The following is a 17,239-nucleotide window of genomic DNA, read 5'->3' as shown; positions in this document are numbered from 1 at the left end:
GACTGCGCTTCATGCTCTGGTCCTTGTCGTGGGCCAGAACGAACTTCAAACTGGATTAAGCCCGTGGGGCAAGGTCATCACGAACTAAGTTCTTGGCAAGCGGCAGCGCGCCCGTATTTCTGACAGCTTTCCTTTCCCATCAAAGAAGTTCAAGTCATTTGAGCTGAATCAAGTCCCTTCGCCGTGGCTCCCCTCCTACTAGTATCAGGGCACACTGCTTCAGAGGAGGCAGGCTATGGCGCGACGATCTTTCGGTGGGAGTGCCGAGGACAACGGCGGAGAGGATAAGGACCCCGGTAGAAGCGGGGCCCGGTCTACCTTCGATCGCTTGTTGCGAGAGTATTTCGAACTTTTCGACGGAGAATTCCCGGCGACGAGCAAAGAAACACGATCGTCCGATCCTCCTTCTGACGCACGCAACGAAGAGTCCGTCGCGACGCGGGACACCGAAGGAAGTCTCGGTGCGTTTCGCGCTGCAGCGCAGCTAGCCTGGTCTTCAAGGCAGTTGAATGTGCTCGAATGGGGCCGACCTGAACCTTTGGACAGTCGAGATGTCTAAATCTGTATGCAGTGCACTCCGCTGCTGGATGCACATGCTCAAACTGAGCTGAACCAACGTCGAATTTGGATAGCCACGTGTCCTAGGTTGAAACATCTGTGCTGGAGAGCTCATATGTTCCTCACCGCGTCCCGCGCCCTCATCCTCGCTGTTACCGCTTTCGCGATAACGGGAACGGCATCTGCCCAGACAACGCCTCCCCCTCACGTCCCGCTGCAGAAAGCCACTGGCACCGCGAAGCCGGAAGTGGTGCCATCGCTGTTCGTGCTCAACTCAAGGGTCGTGACGCCCGCCGATGTTCGCCAGGCTGCACCTCTAGCGGGTCACTGCAGGAGCGGCTTTGTCTGCAGGCAGGACTTATTTGATCGCAACAACAGGAACAACCTGCGATCCGATTGGCCTGGTCCTCCGGCTCAACCGGGCCAGTTCTAACGCAGTGCTTCCTGGTGGCACCTCAAGGTGCGGTTCAATTGATAGAGCTTGAAGGAGGTCAAGATGAAGATAGCGGCGTTATCTACCGCGCTCCTCGGAAGCCAATTGTTTGTAATGCCCGTTTCCGATCGCGTCCCGGAGTTGAAGGTGGAGGCGTTGTGCAAGGCCACCACGACGGACGACAAGGCAATGGGGCTCGCCATGCCACAAAGCTTTGCCGACTGCATGCGCGACGAGACGGCTGCACAACAACAGCTCATCGCGGCTTGGGGCAGTGCTTCCGTTCCCCTTCGCGATAGCTGCGAAGGCGAAGCAACAGCCGGCGGAAGCCAGAGCTATGTTGACCTGCTCACGTGCATCCAGATGGCGGAGTGGGTGAAGTCGCCGTCCACTGCGACGCGCTTGAAGGGAGCAAGCAAGACTCGAAATGCCCAGTGATGCGCCTCTCGTTTCGAGAGCGGCAGCCGCGCCGCCGCAGGCAGGAGATCAGCTACGCCAACGGATGTCCTGAGTAGCAAGCAAGAGTAGCGTTCATGTCAGCAAAGGAGGTCGTTATGAAGTATCCCCATATGAAATGGTGGCTCGGGGCGGCGATCATTGCCTGCGCCGCGATCGGCTCCGTGCAGTGGTCGCCAGAGCAGGGACTGTCTCTCTCGGTCGACAGCGCACAGGCAAGGGTCGGGCGACCGGCGACTCCCATGAGCGCTGCGGGCGTCGCGCGTCGAACAACCCGCCGCGCAGTCGTGGGTGGAGCTGCCGTCGGTGCAGCGACCGTAGGAGCCGCTGTGGCGGCACCAACTTGCGCCCGTGTGCTGGTGAACGGAGTTTGGGTCTGTCGCTGACCAGTCACCGCTGAAGCCGACCATTTAGGCTGTACGAGCGGCAAGACAACGTGAGAGAGAGCGTGGCTCCTTCTCGCGGGCGTGCCGCCGTATAGTGGCTTGTCGTGCTTCTAGTTGACGCCACCTTGGCGCCGTCGGGAATTGTGGCCCAGCGCCCCCCGCCAATATGGGTTCTCCAGGCACATGGCCGAGAGTCCCGAAGCGGTCATCTTGCACTGATCCATTGAAGCATAGCTGCAGTCAATGATGGTGAGGCTCCGCCCGGGCCACGACTGAAGGCACACCGGGTAACGCGGGTCGTAGCGCTGAGCCGTGGCCGGGACGACCGCGAGAATTGTTGTGCCCGCCAGGATCATCCCATAGAGCATGCGCATCGCGTACCTCTTTCCGGATTTCAGATTGACCCGCGACAGCGTCGATTGCTCGTCACGCCTATTGGATCGTCGCGTTCACTGTGATGACCGACCTGCCCGAGCCATACGGACCCTCTCCTGAGCCGTAGATGGCAAACGTATCGCCGCCCTTGTAGCCACGTGGCGCCGTATAGGTGAAGGTCGTGATGTTGACCTGCCTTAGCGTTCCGCGCGCGGGCTTCTGCGAGATGCCGGAACTGGCCATCATTCCTGGAATCCTGATCGGGAAATTGCATGTTTCGCCGGACCTGACAGCGAAAATGCCATCATGTCGACGCCAAAGGCGGAAGGGTGTCCGGTGACCCGGCAATCGGCTGCGTGGGCCGAGACGGGTGCCAGGCCAAGCGCAATGATTGCCAGGACGGAGAAACGCCGCATGGCCGACCTCCTGTGACGACGGCTTTTGGGACTTGGCGTCGGATCACGTCCACCACCATTGATTTGAGTCAAAGGTTCGCAACGTGGAAGCATTGCGGCGACGCGCTATGCGGCGGGAATGAAATTGAAAACTCCAAAAGGGGCCGCCGGCTTCGGCGCCTTTTTGCTTGAGGTCCCTCCCCATGTGGTGAGGGCTTTTGTCGCGACGGCTTCGTTCGTTGAGCTGGGTCAACCCGGCTTGATCATCGGTCGGCAGAATGGAGTGGAATGCTGAATCTCAGGAGAACCACGATGCGAAGCCCAACGCTTGCGGCAACCCTGCTGCTCACCATCCTCGGCAGCCCCTCCCTCGCGCAATCGCCGTCCGAGCACCAGAGCCATCACCCGGATCAGAAGGAGGCGCCAGCGGCCAACCAGACTGCGCCACCGGAGGCTCCGCGCAACACCGGCCCCTCGCAGGGCATGATGGGCGGCGGCATGATGAACATGATGGGAGGCGGCATGCCGATGTCGGACATGATGCCGATGATGGGCATGATGCGGCCGTCCGGCGGCGGAGACGGAATGGGCGGCATGGAGACGATCGATCGCGTCGAAGGACGGATCGCGTTCCTCCGGACCGAGCTCAAGATCACGGACGCCCAGCAGTCTGCCTGGAACGCGTTCGCCGATGCGCTGCGGACCAACGCCAAGACACTGGGAGACATGCGCAGTTCGATGATGTCCCAGAGGTCTCCGGGGCTGGTCGAAAAGCTTACGTTGCAGGAAAAATGGCTCGCGGCCCGGCTGGAAGGAACCCGGGCGATGAAGTCGGCGCTCTCGACCCTGGCCGCGACGTTTTCCGACGAGCAGAAGAAGGCTGCCGACGAACTACTCGCGCCGAATATGGGTATGATGCCGATGATGTCGGCGATGCGGGCGGGCGGCACGATGGGCATGGGAATGCCGCCCCGCAAGGCACCGCAATAAACTGGATCTCGAGCACCGCCACGGAGTTACGGCATGACGGGCCACATGACGGCGAAGTGAAAGGGAGCGAAGGATGAAGGGCTGCAGCTATCCCATAACACGCCGGTCACTTGTGAAACTGATGGGTCTGGCGGCCCTGGTGGGGTCTGCCGCTGCGGCGCGTGCCGAAGCGACGCTTGTCCTCGTGCATAAGGATCCGAATTGCGGCTGCTGCACCGGTTGGGCGCAGCATCTGAGCGATTCCGGATTCGCGGTGCGAGTGGAGGAAACATCGGACCTGGAGTCGGTCCGAAACCGTCTGGGAGTGCCGACCGAGCTGGCGGCCTGTCACACGGCCGAAGTCGGTGGCTATCTCGTCGAAGGGCACGTCCCGGCCGAGGCCATCCGCCGACTTCTCCTCGACCGACCGAACGCACGCGGCATCGCCGTGCCGGGCATGCCGGTCGGATCGCCCGGCATGGAGGGGGGCAGCCCGCAGCCCTACACGGTCGTCCTGTTCGGCGCCGATGGCCAACGCCCATTCATGCGGTTCATCGGGAAGCAGACGATCACGTAGCCGGGCCGCCGTTGACCTGCGTCAACAATGATGGCAACGGCGCCACTATGCTCCGAAACAGGAGCATGCCGATGTCGGTGCAGGACCAGTCCGGGTATCGAGAGCGCCCTCAGGAGGGCTTGTCCCTCAAAGCCAAGGCCGGCCTGGTCCTGATGGGATTCATGGCCATCGCCGGCGTGCTCTTGTTCACTGAGCACAGGGCCCACGTGCTCGGATTGCTGGTTTGGCTGCCGCTCCTCGCCTGCCCGCTGATGCACTTCTTCATGCATGGACGACATGGTCACCACCACGGCGGTGGTCGACCGAACGGTCCAAGGAGCGTGTGATGCACGACGCCGCGCCCGCCTACGGCCTCTGGAGCCTTGTCGTCGTCAATTCGGCGGTCTTCATCCTGTTCGCCTACAGCTTCTTCAAGCCGCAGACGTCGCGCGACTGGCGCTCGTTCGGTGCGTTCAGCGCGTTCCTGGTGGCACTGTTCGTCGAGATGTACGGTTTCCCGCTCACCATCTACTTCATGTCTGGATGGCTGCAGTCGCATTACCCGAATGTCGACTGGTTCTCCCATGACGCCGGCCATCTGCTCGAGATGATGTTCGGCTGGAAGACAAATCCGCACGCCGGGCCGTTCCACATTTTGAGCTTCATTTTCATCGCCGCCGGTTTCATTCTGATCTCGGTCGCCTGGAGGGTGCTGTACGACGCGCAGCAGACCCGCAGCCTGGCGACCACCGGCCCCTACAGCTACGTCCGGCACCCGCAATATGTCGGCTTCGTCCTGGTGATGTTCGGCTTTCTGTTGCAGTGGCCGACGATTCTCACGCTCGCGATGTTTCCCGTCCTGACCGTCATGTACGTGAGGCTCGCTCGCGGCGAGGAGCAGGATGCCAGGTCAGAGTTCGGCGAGGCCTATGCGAAATACGCTGCGGAAGTCCCGGGCTTCATCCCGCGGTTGAGCCGAATTTTCGGGCAGGGCTCGACCGGCGGCACCTATCGTCACGGTTGATCCGGGGCGGCCACGATGCGCGACGCACCGTACCGCTGGCGTCCATCCTCGATGCTGCTGGCGGCCTCCGGCATCCTGTTGATCGGGGTCGGCATCTACTTCCTTGTCCTTCGGCCACCCTTGCTGCCGGAGGACATCTGGTACATGAGCCTCACTCCGGCCGAGTTGCAGTCGATCGGGCCCAGGCTGACATCATGGCTCACCCACGTCTTTCGCGTCATGGGCGGCTACGTGGCGGCTACGGGAGTGCTCGCGCTCACCCTGGCCCTGACGTCCTTCCGTGACCATCGCGCTCTGGCTGCGGCCGGCGCCGCGCTTGCCGGCGGGCTCTCGATCGGTTTGATGGCCGTCGTCAACTTCATGATCCATTCCGATTTCAAATGGGTCCTGCTCGGCATGGCGCTCGTCTGGGCGGCGAGCCTTGCAGTGTTCGTCCGTGAATCCGCCGTTGCTCCGTCGGGCGCGAAACCCTGACCTAGGTCAATACCGGAACGGCTGAGACGGCCGACAATCGCGTCCCGAAAGGGCAGCCATGAGCGAGGCCGTGTTCACCGCGAAGGGACTGACGAAGACCTACGTCTCCGGCGAGGTCACCGTGAACGCGCTGAACAGCGTCGATCTGGAGATCGCCGAGAAGGAAGTGATCGTGCTGCTCGGCCCCTCCGGCAGCGGCAAGACGACGTTGCTCAACATCATGGGCGGCCTCGACCGGCCGACCAGCGGCAGGCTGTTCTTCCGCGATCTGGACCTGACCGATCTCGAAGACCGCGAACTGACGAAATATCGCCGCGACCACGTCGGCTTCGTCTTCCAGTTCTACAATCTGGTGCCAAGCCTCACGGCGTACGAAAACGTCGCGCTGGTCACCGAGGTCGCGCGGAACCCGATGCGGCCGGCCGACGCCCTCACGCTGGTCGGACTGGAAGAACGCATGCATCACTTTCCCGCCCAGCTATCGGGCGGCGAGCAGCAGCGTGTCGCCATCGCGCGCGCAATCGCAAAACGCCCGGCGGTGCTGCTCTGCGACGAACCGACCGGGGCGCTGGACTCGAAGACGGGCATTCGCGTGATCGAGGCGCTGCTCGGGGTCAACCGGCAGCTCGGCACGACTACAGTCATCATCACGCACAATGCCAGCATCCAGGAGGTCGCCGACAGGGTGCTGTTCTTCGCCGACGGCCGGATCTCCCGGATCCAGAAGAACGAGACCCGGCGGCAAGCGGCCGAGCTCACCTGGTGACGGCATGACCGCACTCGACATCAAGCTGTTTAGGGACGTCAGGCGGCTCTGGGCGCAGGTGCTCGCCGTCGCGCTGGTCATCGGAGGCGGCGTCGCGACGCTGGTGCTCGCCGTCGGATCGCATCGCTCCCTCGAAGAGACCCGGATCGCGTATTACGAACGATATGGGTTCGGCGACGTGTTCGCAGAGGTGAAGCGCGCGCCCAAGGCGCTCGCCGACAGAATGGCGGAGATCCCCGGCGTCGCCGCCGTCGACACCCGGATCGCCAAGCTGGCACTGCTCGACATTCCCGGCTTCTCAGAACCGGCCAGCGGACAGGTCGTTTCGCTGCCGGACAACAGCGAGCCGCATCTCAATCGGCTCTACATGCGTTCCGGACGGCTTCCCGAACCAGGACGGTCCGAGGAAGTGGTCGTCAATGAGCCGTTCGCCCGGGCTCACGGCTTCTCGGAAGGCGCGCGGTTCTCGGCCATCCTGAACGGCAAGAAGCGCGAGCTCGTCATCGTCGGCACCGCGCTGTCACCCGAGTTCGTCTACACGGTCGGCCCCGGCGACCTGATGCCGGATGACCGCCGCTACGCGATCATCTGGATGTCGGAAAAGGCGCTCGCCGGCGTCTACGATCTCGACGGCGCCTTCTCCGCGGTGTCGATCAAGCTGCAGCCCGGCGCCTCGGAGCGCGAGGCGATCTCGCGGCTCGACGCCTTGCTCGACCCTTATGGCGGACAGGCCGCCCACGGCCGCAAGGACCAGACCTCGCACGCCTGGCTCGATCATGAGCTCGACATGCTCAACAACATGAGCCGCACGCTGCCGCCGATCTTTCTTCTGGTCGCCGCCTTCCTGGTCAATCTCACCCTGAGCCGGCTGGTCGCGCTCGAACGCGAGCAGATCGGCCTGCTCAAGGCGCTGGGCTATTCCGACAGCAGCATCGTGCTGCACTACTTCAAGTTCGTCGCCCTGATCGTCGTGATCGGCATCATTCTCGGCGGCGTCGCGGGCACATGGCTCGGATTGCGCGTCACGGCGCTGTTCGGCGATTTCTTTCACTTCCCGTTCCTGGTATTCGCGAAGGCGCCGGATCTGTACGTCACCGCGGGCGCGCTCAGCGCAGCGGCTGCCGCGATCGGCGCGTTGCGGGCGCTGCGCGAAGTCGTGAACCTGCCGCCCGCCGTCGCCATGCAGCCCCCTGCCCCTCCGGTCTACAGACGGCTGCTTCCTGCGCGCATCCAGCTCGACCAGATCGTGTCGCAGCCGACGCTGATGATGGTCCGCAACATCGCGCGGCATCCGGTCCGGGCGGCGTTCACGGCCCTTGGAATGGCGCTTGCCACGGCGATCCTGGTCGTCTCGCTGTTCACCCGGGACACGATGGGGCAACTGATCGACGTGACCTACTTCCTCGCCGACCGGCAGGACGCGACCATCGGATTCGTCGAGAAGCGGGTCGAGAACGTCGTCGAGCAGGTGAACCGGCTTCCGGGCGTTCTCGCCGCGGAGCCGTTCCGAGAAGTGCCGGTGCGGATTCGCCATGGCAACGTCGAACGCCGGATCACGATCAGCGGCCGGCCCGCCGATGCCGATCTGAGGCGCATCATCGACGTCGATCTTCGACCCGTCGTACTTCCGCAGACGGGCCTCGCGATCTCGGGCATGCTCGGTCATATCCTCGGCGTCGGAGCCGGCGACACCGTCGAGATCGATCTGCTGGAGGGCGCCCGCCGCACGGTCACGATGCCGATCGTCGCGACCGTCGAGGACTATTTTGGCATCAGGGGAATGATGGACATCGAGGCTCTCCGGAAGCTGATGCGCGAGGCGCCCGTCGTGAACAGCGTGAACCTCAGCCTCGACGAGAACCGGAAGGAGGATTTCTACGCCGCGGTGAAGTCCATGCCGACGGTCGGTGGCGTGGCGCTGCAGCGCGTGTCGTTGGCGAATTTTCGCAAGACCCTTGCGCTGCTCGTCACCACGATGGCGAGCATCTACACCGGGCTGGCCGCCGTGATCGCATTCGGCGTCGTCTACAACAACGCCCGTATCTCGCTCTCCGAACGGGCGCGGGAGCTTGCAAGCCTGCGCGTCCTTGGCTTCACGCGCGGCGAGGTGCTGCGCATTCTTCTGCTCGAACTCGCCATCCTGACACTGATCGCCCAGCCGCCGGGCTGGGTGATGGGCTACGGGCTGGCGTGGGTCATGAAGACGAACCTGGCCGGCGAACTGATGCGCGTCCGCCTTGTCGTCGAGCATTCGACCTACGTCGTCGCAACGTCCGTCGTGGTGCTGGCTGCCGTCGCCTCCGCGGCGGTCATCCGCGAACGCATCAACAAACTGGACCTCGTTGCGGTCCTCAAGACGCGAGATTAGCCATGCCGGCGAACTGGAGCAAACGCATGATCGGTGCTGCGGCTCTGGCCGCAATCGCGGGAGGACTGGCCTGGTTCGCCTGGCCTCGGCCGGCTCTGGTCGATCTCGCAACGGTCGCGAAGGGCCCGATCGAAGTCACCGCCGATGACGACGGCAAGACCCACGTTCGCCACGTCTACACCGTTTCGGCGCCCATCGCCGGAAAGGTGCTGAGGATTTCGCATCCGCTCGGCGAGCAGGGCCCGTCGCTTCACGTCGGCGACGAGGTCGTCGCGGACCGGACCGTGATCGCCCTGATGCAGCCGACGCTGCCGGGCTTCATCGACGTTCGCTCGCGCGACCAGCTTCAGGCCGAGGTCCTGGCCGCGGACGCGGCCATCCAGCAGCAGGAAGCCGAGGTGAAGCGGATCGAAGCCGCGCTGGATTTTTCCCGGACCGAATTCCAGCGAGCCCAGGCGCTATCACGAACGCAGACCATTTCCGCCCAGGCCTTCGACAAGGCGAAGTTCGAGGTGGCCACCAACGAGGCCGCTCTGGCGAGCGCGAAGGCCCAAGTCGACATGCGCCGCGCGGTGCGCACCAGCTTGGCGGCCCGTTTGATGGACCCGGCCAACGCCGCTCCGTCGGCAGAGCCGACGTGCTGTGTCCGGGTGCTTGCGCCTGCAAGTGGAAGAGTGCTGAAGATCATCCAGGACAGCGAGGCGACGGTCTTGCCTGGAACACCGCTGGTCGACATCGGGAACCCTCTCGATCTGGAGGTCGTGGCTGACCTGCTCTCGACCGATGCCGTCCAGATCAAGGTGGGCGCGCCCGTCCGGATCGACGGCTGGGGCGGACAGCCCATCAAGGGCAAGGTTGTCCGGGTGGACCCGGCCGGATTCCTGAAGGTCTCGGCGCTTGGAATCGAGGAGCAGCGCGTCCGGGTGACCATCGACTTTGTGGATCCGCCGGAGAATTGGGCCTCGCTTGGCCACGACTACCGCGTCGTTGTCCATGTGACCACGTGGAGCGCTTCTGATGTCCTGACCGTGCCGGTGAGCGCCTTGTTTCGCAGAGGTGACCAATGGGCCGTTTTTGCAGCTGAGAACGGCCGCGCCCGAACAAGACCGATCCAGATCGGCCATCGCAATAATCGGGTGGCCGAGATTCTCTCGGGGCTCGCTGCCGGCGACCGCGTCGTGCTGCATCCCAGTGACCGGATCGCCGATGAAGGCAGGATTGCGCAAAGAAGCGCGCAGTAGATACAGATCGGTCCGACGATCCACCCTCGGCGCTCCCGAATTCAGGTTGAATCGTCATCGCGCTTTAGCTTCTTGTTTGAGCACGATCTCGGCACAAATGCGTCCGCGTTTGTCGCGAGGGAAAAAGCGCTGCACACTGTTCCGGATCGTGCTCCAGCAATAAATCTGCGCTGCCGTGTCGGATCGGCCCGGTCTCCTTCGTCCTTGGGCCATGAATGGGCGATAGACGTCGACGTCGGGCCCACCAATTCATGAGGATGACGATCATGCCCAGCACTGTACGTCTGCACCGCGTTCTGGCGACCAGCCCGGAGAAAATCTATCGCGCCTTCCTCGAGGCTGATGCGCTTGCAAAGTGGCTTCCGCCGAATGGCTTTGCCTGCACCGTGCATCACCTGGAGCCAAAGGTTGGCGGCACGTTCAGAATGTCCTTCCGGAACTTCACGACGGGCAACAGCCACGCCTTCGGCGGCGAATATGTCGAGCTCGTACCTGGCGAACGTCTCCGCTACACCGACAAATTCGACGACCCCAACTTGCCGGGCGAAATTCAGGTGACCGTGATCTTGAAGAAAGTCTCCGTCGGCACTGAGTTGGATATCACGCAGGCCGGCATACCCGACGTCATTCCACCGGAGGCCTGTTATCTCGGCTGGCAGGAGTCGCTGCGGAACCTGGCCAGGCTCGTCGAGCCCGAGATCAACCAATAGCGCGTCGTGCCGGGTTTCGCGAAGGGCGGCGAGCGATCATCCGCACTCCTGATGCCCTATCGGATCTTTACCTCCTCGCACGGTCTCTGTGGCTATTTGGCGTCGCCGTACGGGACCGAATAGAGCTAAGATCATGGATTATGAGACTGGTAGGGATGGATCTCTCGACCGTGTCTACGGGCCTTACCGAGCGTCACCTCGCTGCAATCGTCGCCGCCGACGTGGTGGGCTACTCGCGTCTGATGGGCGCGAACGAGAAAGGCACCTTGGCGGCGTTGAAAGCACATCGCCTGGCGCTGATCGATCCGCTTATTGCCGCTCACAAGGGGCACATCGTTAAGACCATCGGGGACGGCTTATTGCTTTCGTTCCCGTCGATTGTGGAGGCGGTCTCCTGTGCTGTGGCGATGCAGAGTGGAATGGCACGGCGCAACGAGAACATTGCTGCCGACGTCCGCATCGTATTCCGCATCGGAGTCAATCTCGGAGATGTGATTGTCGAGAAAGGCGACGTATTCGGCGATGGGGTCAACATCGCGGCACGGTTGGAGCAGATTGCACCGCCGGGGGGCATCTGCCTGTCCGAAGATGCGTACCGACAAGTACGGAGCAAGCTCGAAATTCCGATCGCCGAGGTCGGCGAACAGAAGCTCAAGAATATTGCGAATCCTATCAAGGTCTATTGCATCGAGCCTTCAGTGGCGGCGGCGGTCGAGCCGGAACCGCCGCTCGCTCAACCGAGACGACGACCGTCGGTGTGGGCCTGGGCGGGAGCGGCGATAACGGCCGCGATGGCCTTGGCGGTGATCGCATGGTTCAGTTTGCCTCGCGCACCACACGATGTATCGCGGAGTGCCGAGCCGGCAAAGCCGGTTGCGTCCATCGCGATCCCGGTCATTGCCGTGCTGCCCTTTGCCAACCAAACCGGCGATGCAAGCCAGGAATATTTCGCCGATGGCGTAACCGAGGAAGTCATCAATGCGCTCGGCCGCTTCAACACGCTGCGGGTGATCGGACGAAATGCCGTGCTGCCCTACAAGAAGCGGCCGGCCACACGCGAGGAAATCGTTTCCGAGCTAGGCGCGAACTATCTGGTTGGGGGAAGTGTGAGGCGCTCCGGTACACGTGTGCGTATCGCCGCGGAATTGACCAACTCACGAGTTGGCACAGTGATCTGGACCAATCATTTCGACGGCGAGCTCACCGATATTTTCGAGCTTCAGGACACGATCGCCCGTCGGATCGCGGGTACCCTTGCCGCCAATGTGACACTCATCGAAGGCCGGCGGCAGCTCGATCACCCAAGCCCAAATCCGACGGCCTTCGATCTGGTTTGGCGTGCGAGGGCGATTGGCCATGGAGGTTCGCGAACCACGAACCGCCAGTTTCGGGAGCTGATCACGAAGGCGATCGAGTTGGACCCGAATTATGCTACAGCCCGAGCCCTCCTGGCCGAAGCGCTCTACTCCATGGCTGTTCTGGGCTGGACGGAATTCCCCGATCAGGAGCTCGCGCGAGGAGCGGCAGAAGCACGCAAAGCGATCGCGCTGGCCCCCAACGAGCCCGACGGATACCGTGCACTCGGCTATATTCTTCTTTCGCGTACCGAGTACGATCAAGCGAAGGACGCGGTGAAGCGGGCGATCGAAATCAACCCGAGCGACGCCAGTGCCCTTGCTGTATGGGGGTCGGTGCAATCCTTCTCGGGCGAGGTCGGCGGAGCGACCGAAACGCTCGAGCTGGCCCTCAAGCTCGATCCCATGCTCGAACCGAAATTCGTGTTCGATCTGGCCGTCGCCTATTATCTCGCGCATCGCCACGAGGACGCGCTCCGCATCGCCGAGCGCGGCCTTGCGCGCTATCCCGAGTTTCCCATGTTCAATGCTCCGGCTGCTGCGGCTGCTGCCCAACTCGGCCGCAAGGAGCAAGCAGCGCGCTATGTCGCGGCACTCCGCCGCCGTGTGCCGTTTCTCGATTTGGACAAGCTGGGCTCGCGCTTCAAAGACCCTTCTCATCCCGAGTATCTGCGGGAGGGGCTGAAAGCGGCCGGCTTGTAGGCCGGCTATTGCGGTTGGCCGGCGCCACGCGTGTAGTCGGGCAGTGGTGGAACCGGCAAGCCTGAAACCTTCGGCCAGTTCTCGTTGGCCCGGCTTATCATGCCCCCATCCTTGCTCATCAGGTTCGGACCGATCGGCTGCCCGAACAGATAAAGGCGGCCGTCGACCACAAGCCAATATTCCGGATTCCCGTACACCTTCTCGCCTTTCGCCACCGATGCAGCGCACCAGTTGTTGTATTGCGGCAGATAGTGGTCGGGGTCGGCCTTGAACAAACTGAGATGCTGGGCGGATGCAAATCGGTAGACCGCTCCGTCCCACTCGTACTGATATTGCGGATCGCCGACCATTGGACGTTGGTCAGTGAAGTAGGCCACCGGGTCATAGCCCTTAAGCGCAATACGGACCTCGCCAGCCCGCGTGACCGCGTTCCACCCGAAGAAAATCGCCGCGGCAAGGCCAGCCAGCATCAGAGATCTTCTGAGAAGCTTCATGGCTGCTCCCCTTCTTCCCTGTGCCTGAAATCTAGCACGCCACTGAAACGCAGAGTAGCCCTTTCGAACGACCGAACCTACTGCATAGCCGGCTGCGCTGGCGCCGTGCCGGGTAGTACAAAAAACCACTCACGCCCCCGACTTGAGTCCCCCGCCTGCAGTCCAGCGGTCGGGGTCGGGACTGTGTCCGATCAAAGCGAGGCCGTAGGCGATCGACTCGAACTGATCTCCCGACATCAGCCGTTCGTTGCCGAACCGCTCGGCGAACAGTTTGCGGACGGCGGGTACGAAGGAGGTCCCGCCGGTCAGAAACACCTTCTCCACCTCGCGCGCGGTGATGCCGGCCTCGCCCAGCACCTTGTCCACGGTGGCGCCGAGACGAGCGATGTCATCGGCAATCCAGGCTTCAAAGTCCTTCCGTGTGATGGTGGAGCGAATGTCGACTCCGCCGCCATTGAAGCGAAAATCCACCTGATCCTGGGCCGACAGCGCGACTTTGGCGTCGGATACCGCACGGTACAGGGAAAAGCCGAGGTCGAGGTCGACGATGGTGATGAAATCCTGAAGCAGCGCCGGCTTCAGCGCGGTGCGCGCAAGCTCGCGGAGCTCGCGCAGGTCGCCGTTGCTCTTCATCATCGCGAGCTGATGCCAGCGTGCGAGGTTGGTGTAGTGACCGCTCGGGACTGGCAGCACCTTGTCGAACGAGCGGAAGCTGGTGCCCTTGCCGAGCCGCGGCGACACCACGTGGTCGACGATGCGGTAGTCGAACGTGTCGCCCGCAATGCCGATGCCGGCGTGTCCAAGCGGCTCGGCGCGCAACGTGCCGCCCGCGCGCGAGAAACGCATCACGGAGAAATCGCTGGTGCCGCCGCCAAAGTCCGCGACCAACACGGTGGCATCGCGCTCCAAGCGACGGGCGAAGGAGAACGCTGCTCCCACGGGCTCGTAGACATAGCGCGCATGGCCGGCGCCCAGGCGTTCGAACGCGGTCCGATAGCGCTGCATCGCCAGCGTCTCGTCGGGATTGCCGCCAGCGAAGCGCACGGGGCGGCCGACAGTGATATTTGCCGCCTCGAAGCCGAACTTGTCGCCACCATGGCGCGCCAGCGTGCGCAGGAACGCCGCCAAAATATCCTCGAACTTGTAGCGCTGCCGGAACACCTGGGTGGAATTGAAACTGGCGCTGGCCGCAAAAGTCTTGAACGACTGGAGGAAGCGGTAGATGTGGCGGCCTTCGAGAAACTGCTCGATCGCCCACGGACCACCTTCAGCCTGGGCTCCGCTTCCCGGCCGGTCCTCCCAGAAGCACAGGGCCGACACGTAAACGCTATGCCGCTGTCCGCCATGATCGAAGCGGATGGCCTCGACCCGACGGTCGTCCGCCGCAAGCGCTACGACCGTGTTGCTGGTTCCAAAATCGATGCTGATCGAGACGGCGGGCGAGGCGCTCGACATGAACCACTCTGAAAGCTGTTTGGAAAAAGGGGGCAGACCACTAACGGCTTTGAATTGCCCTGCCAAGCCCTGGCCCGCCGCGGCTCGGACGGAATCCCCCAAGGGCCGGATTTTTGGCGCCCTTTTTGGATCTTTATGCCCGAAACGGCCGCGGTAGGGGAATATTATGTTGCGATGCAATACGCCAAATGCTGCTATGCAAACAAAACAGTAGTCCTTGGCATCTGGTATACATAGATTGTCTTTCGACAACGGGGACGGCGACCGGCCGGTCCCCGCAAGAAAGGAAAGACCGATGTCCAAGACTGCTTCCGTCGCGCTCGCGCCCTCCAGCTCCCTGTTCGCCCGCCTGCTCGCCTCGATCGACCGCCTGCTGATGGCGAGCGCCCGGATCTCGATCCGCAACGGCGATCTGCCCCGGTTCGGCCTGTAGGAAGGCCTTCGCCGCGCAGCCGAAACGGCGCGCCGGTTTTGGAACCCTAAAGCGCTTGGATTGTTGAATGGCCCCGTACGGCGGGGCCATTTTCGTTTTACCCTCGCATCGTCCGCGGTTGGAACTGCGACGATTGGTCCGGCGACGTGACCCACTGATCCAATTGTTTGTCTGCTGGCATCTCGCATACCATTCGGCAACCAAGAGGAATTGCACACCCAAAAGTGCAAGACGGGGATGCATAACGCGGGACGGGAACGACCGAGGGCGAGCCACGCTCGTGGTCCTTGGTGGAACCTTAGCCCAAAGGAGCGGATGCCGCGCCTTGTCCCCGCTCATAAACTTCTGGTTGGTGAGGCTGCCATGGGAGATCGACCGTAAAGGGTGACCCCAAACATGTGAATCGGGATGGGCTGACGCGAGCCGACAAAGAGCGGCCGCGTTCAAGGTTCGACAGGGAGAGAAACAAGATGAAACCATTCGTTCTGAATGTCGCTTTTGCGGCAATCGCGATGTCGTGCGTCTGCAGTGCGCCAAGCTCTGCGGCGTGGGAGCCGGTCCGTCCGGTCGAGTTCATTGTGCCCGCGGGCACCGGCGGCGGTGCCGATCAGATGGCGCGCACCATCCAGGGCATCGTCACCAAGCACAATCTGATGAAGCAGCCGCTGGTCGTCATCAACAAGGCCGGCGGCGCCGGCGGTGAAGGCTTCCTCGATGTGAAGACGGCGTCGAACAACCCTCACAAGATCATCATCACGCTGTCGAACCTGTTCACGACGCCGCTGGCAACTGGGATTCCTTTCAACTGGAAGGACCTGACCCCGGTCGCAATGCTGGCGCTCGATGAATTCGTGCTCTGGGTGAACGCGGAGAAACCGTACAACACAGTCAAGGACTACGTCGAAGCCGCGAAGGCGGCACCGGCCGGCTCATTCAAGATGGGCGGCACCGGCTCGAAGCAGGAAGACCAGATCATCACGGTCGGCATCGAGAAGGCGATCGATGCGAGGTTCACCTACATCCCCTACAAGGGCGGCGGCGAAGTCGCCGTTCAGCTCGTCGGCAATCACGTCGATTCGACCGTCAACAATCCGATCGAAGCGATCGCGCAATGGCGCGGCGGCAAGCTCCGTCCGCTCTGCGTGTTCGACGCCCAGCCAATGGCCTATGACGAGCCGATCGCCGATGGCAAGGCCTGGAAGGATATTCCAACCTGCAAGTCGCAGGGGCTTGCAATGGAATATCTCATGCTGCGCGGCGTCTTCATGTCGCCGAAAGCCACGAAGGATCAGATCGAGTACTACGTCGAGCTGTTCAAGAAGGTCCGTGCCACGCCGGAGTGGCAGGAGTTCATGAAGAGCGGCGCCTTCAACACGACCTTCCTGACCGGGGCCGACTACGCCAAGTGGATCGAAGCGGAGGAGAAGCGCCACGAAGGCTTGATGAAGGACGCCGGCTTCCTCGCGCCAGGGAATTGACCTGCGAATTGATCCGCGACAGCGCTGACCGCTGAGGACGCAAGCCGTCCTCCCGTCGGCCCGCGCACGCGAAAGACCGCGACGTTGCCTGGAGGTCCCATGACTGAACAACCCGGATCCGAATCTGGCCCGGCACACAAGACGCTGGAAACCGGCACGGCGCTGTTGATCGGCGCCTTCGGCCTGGTCGTGATCTTCGGCAGCATCAAGGCCGGCATCAACTGGGGTGCTGAAGGCCCGCGTGCCGGCTTCTTCCCCTTCTATGTCGGCGCCGCCATCGTCGGCGCGAGCGCCATCAACCTCTGGAGCGCGCAACGCGACCATGGCGGGCGGCTGTTCGCGACCTGGGGACAGCTCCGCCAGGTGATGAGCGTCGTCGTGCCCACCGCGATCTATGTCGGCTCGATGCCGTTCATCGGACTCTACGTCGCCTCAACGGTCTTCATCGCCTGGTTCATGCGCTGGCTCGGCGGCTATCGCTGGCTGACCACCATCGCCGTGGCCATCGGCATGCCGGTCCTGACCTACCTTGTTTTCGAACGCTGGTTCCTGGTCCCGCTTCCCAAGGGGCCGCTCGAGGAGTGGCTCGGCCTGTAAGGGCTGCGCCGTCA

Annotated in this window: 20 protein-coding genes; 15 read left to right on the top strand and 5 right to left on the bottom strand. The window is 62.7% G+C overall.

All coding sequences use genetic code 11. The annotated features are described in order from the left end of the window. The first annotated feature begins 1,054 nt into the window (after window positions 1–1,054). The gene (locus JQ632_RS08725; protein WP_212401881.1) at window positions 1,055–1,429 is read left to right on the top strand and encodes a hypothetical protein; all 375 of its coding nucleotides are present in this window, start codon (window positions 1,055–1,057) and stop codon (window positions 1,427–1,429) included. Between the two features lie 116 nt (window positions 1,430–1,545). After that, on the top strand, window positions 1,546–1,833 hold the full coding sequence (locus JQ632_RS40415; protein WP_409363473.1) for a hypothetical protein: 288 nt from the start codon (window positions 1,546–1,548) through the stop codon (window positions 1,831–1,833). Between the two features lie 110 nt (window positions 1,834–1,943). Here the strand turns inward: JQ632_RS40415 and JQ632_RS08720 are convergent, their stop codons facing one another. From JQ632_RS08720 to JQ632_RS08710, 3 genes are all read right to left on the bottom strand, one after another. Next, window positions 1,944–2,201 carry a DUF3551 domain-containing protein gene (locus JQ632_RS08720; protein ID WP_312015587.1) on the bottom strand — a complete coding sequence of 86 codons (258 nt, stop codon included), beginning with the start codon at window positions 2,199–2,201 and terminating at the stop codon, window positions 1,944–1,946. Window positions 2,202–2,265: 64 nt separating this feature from the next. Next, on the bottom strand, window positions 2,266–2,454 hold the full coding sequence (locus tag JQ632_RS08715; protein WP_249151597.1) for a hypothetical protein: 189 nt from the start codon (window positions 2,452–2,454) through the stop codon (window positions 2,266–2,268). Continuing rightward, window positions 2,451–2,624: a hypothetical protein gene (locus tag JQ632_RS08710; protein WP_212401897.1), complete on the bottom strand. Its 174-nt coding sequence runs from the start codon at window positions 2,622–2,624 to the stop codon at window positions 2,451–2,453. The genes JQ632_RS08715 and JQ632_RS08710 overlap by 4 nt, the downstream gene beginning before the upstream one ends. Window positions 2,625–2,915: 291 nt before the next feature. Between JQ632_RS08710 and JQ632_RS08705 the strand changes: the two genes are divergently transcribed. From JQ632_RS08705 to JQ632_RS08660, 10 genes are all read left to right on the top strand, one after another. After that, window positions 2,916–3,593, top strand: a complete 678-nt coding sequence (locus JQ632_RS08705) for a Spy/CpxP family protein refolding chaperone (RefSeq protein WP_212401879.1) — start codon at window positions 2,916–2,918, stop codon at window positions 3,591–3,593. A gap of 73 nt (window positions 3,594–3,666) precedes the next feature. Further along, window positions 3,667–4,149 (top strand): DUF411 domain-containing protein, encoded by a 483-nt coding sequence (locus JQ632_RS08700; protein WP_212401878.1) that lies wholly within the window; start codon window positions 3,667–3,669, stop codon window positions 4,147–4,149. A gap of 71 nt (window positions 4,150–4,220) precedes the next feature. Then, window positions 4,221–4,475: a DUF2933 domain-containing protein gene (locus tag JQ632_RS08695; protein ID WP_212401877.1), complete on the top strand. Its 255-nt coding sequence runs from the start codon at window positions 4,221–4,223 to the stop codon at window positions 4,473–4,475. After that, complete coding sequence (locus JQ632_RS08690) at window positions 4,475–5,152, top strand: isoprenylcysteine carboxylmethyltransferase family protein (RefSeq protein WP_212401876.1); 678 nt, start codon at window positions 4,475–4,477, stop codon at window positions 5,150–5,152. The genes JQ632_RS08695 and JQ632_RS08690 overlap by 1 nt, the downstream gene beginning before the upstream one ends. A gap of 15 nt (window positions 5,153–5,167) precedes the next feature. Next, the gene (locus JQ632_RS08685; protein WP_212401875.1) at window positions 5,168–5,626 is read left to right on the top strand and encodes a hypothetical protein; all 459 of its coding nucleotides are present in this window, start codon (window positions 5,168–5,170) and stop codon (window positions 5,624–5,626) included. 58 nt (window positions 5,627–5,684) lie between these two features. Beyond that, a complete protein-coding gene (locus JQ632_RS08680) occupies window positions 5,685–6,392 on the top strand; it encodes an ABC transporter ATP-binding protein (RefSeq protein ID WP_212401874.1) in 708 nt (235 codons plus the stop codon). Window positions 6,393–6,396: 4 nt separating this feature from the next. Then, a complete protein-coding gene (locus JQ632_RS08675; RefSeq protein ID WP_212401873.1) occupies window positions 6,397–8,760 on the top strand; it encodes an ABC transporter permease in 2,364 nt (787 codons plus the stop codon). Between the two features lie 2 nt (window positions 8,761–8,762). Beyond that, a complete protein-coding gene (locus tag JQ632_RS08670) occupies window positions 8,763–10,001 on the top strand; it encodes an efflux RND transporter periplasmic adaptor subunit (protein WP_212401872.1) in 1,239 nt (412 codons plus the stop codon). A gap of 266 nt (window positions 10,002–10,267) precedes the next feature. Then, window positions 10,268–10,711, top strand: a complete 444-nt coding sequence (locus JQ632_RS08665) for an SRPBCC family protein (protein WP_212401871.1) — start codon at window positions 10,268–10,270, stop codon at window positions 10,709–10,711. A 155-nt stretch (window positions 10,712–10,866) separates the two neighbouring features. Continuing rightward, window positions 10,867–12,768: an adenylate/guanylate cyclase domain-containing protein gene (locus tag JQ632_RS08660; protein WP_212401870.1), complete on the top strand. Its 1,902-nt coding sequence runs from the start codon at window positions 10,867–10,869 to the stop codon at window positions 12,766–12,768. 5 nt (window positions 12,769–12,773) lie between these two features. Here JQ632_RS08660 and JQ632_RS08655 read toward each other — a convergent pair whose 3' ends face one another. Together JQ632_RS08655 and JQ632_RS08650 are read right to left on the bottom strand one after the other, a co-directional pair. Then, window positions 12,774–13,262, bottom strand: a complete 489-nt coding sequence (locus JQ632_RS08655) for a YHS domain-containing (seleno)protein (protein ID WP_212401869.1) — start codon at window positions 13,260–13,262, stop codon at window positions 12,774–12,776. Between the two features lie 129 nt (window positions 13,263–13,391). Beyond that, window positions 13,392–14,717, bottom strand: a complete 1,326-nt coding sequence (locus JQ632_RS08650; protein WP_212401894.1) for an Hsp70 family protein — start codon at window positions 14,715–14,717, stop codon at window positions 13,392–13,394. A 295-nt stretch (window positions 14,718–15,012) separates the two neighbouring features. On the opposite strand from JQ632_RS08650, the gene JQ632_RS08645 reads away from it, so the two are divergent. From JQ632_RS08645 to JQ632_RS08635, 3 genes are all read left to right on the top strand, one after another. Continuing rightward, entirely contained in the window at window positions 15,013–15,150 is a 138-nt protein-coding gene (locus JQ632_RS08645; protein ID WP_212401868.1) for a hypothetical protein, read from the top strand. Window positions 15,151–15,620: 470 nt separating this feature from the next. Next, complete coding sequence (locus tag JQ632_RS08640) at window positions 15,621–16,628, top strand: tripartite tricarboxylate transporter substrate binding protein (protein ID WP_212401867.1); 1,008 nt, start codon at window positions 15,621–15,623, stop codon at window positions 16,626–16,628. Window positions 16,629–16,727: 99 nt separating this feature from the next. Then, the gene (locus JQ632_RS08635) at window positions 16,728–17,225 is read left to right on the top strand and encodes a tripartite tricarboxylate transporter TctB family protein (RefSeq protein WP_212401866.1); all 498 of its coding nucleotides are present in this window, start codon (window positions 16,728–16,730) and stop codon (window positions 17,223–17,225) included. Window positions 17,226–17,239 lie beyond the last annotated feature (14 nt).

This window comes from Bradyrhizobium liaoningense, from assembly GCF_018130955.1.
Taxonomy (GTDB): Bacteria; Pseudomonadota; Alphaproteobacteria; order Rhizobiales; family Xanthobacteraceae; genus Bradyrhizobium; species Bradyrhizobium liaoningense_C.
The sequence above is the reverse complement of the archived record's forward strand: the minus strand, read 5'-3'. Positions and strand labels throughout refer to the sequence as shown.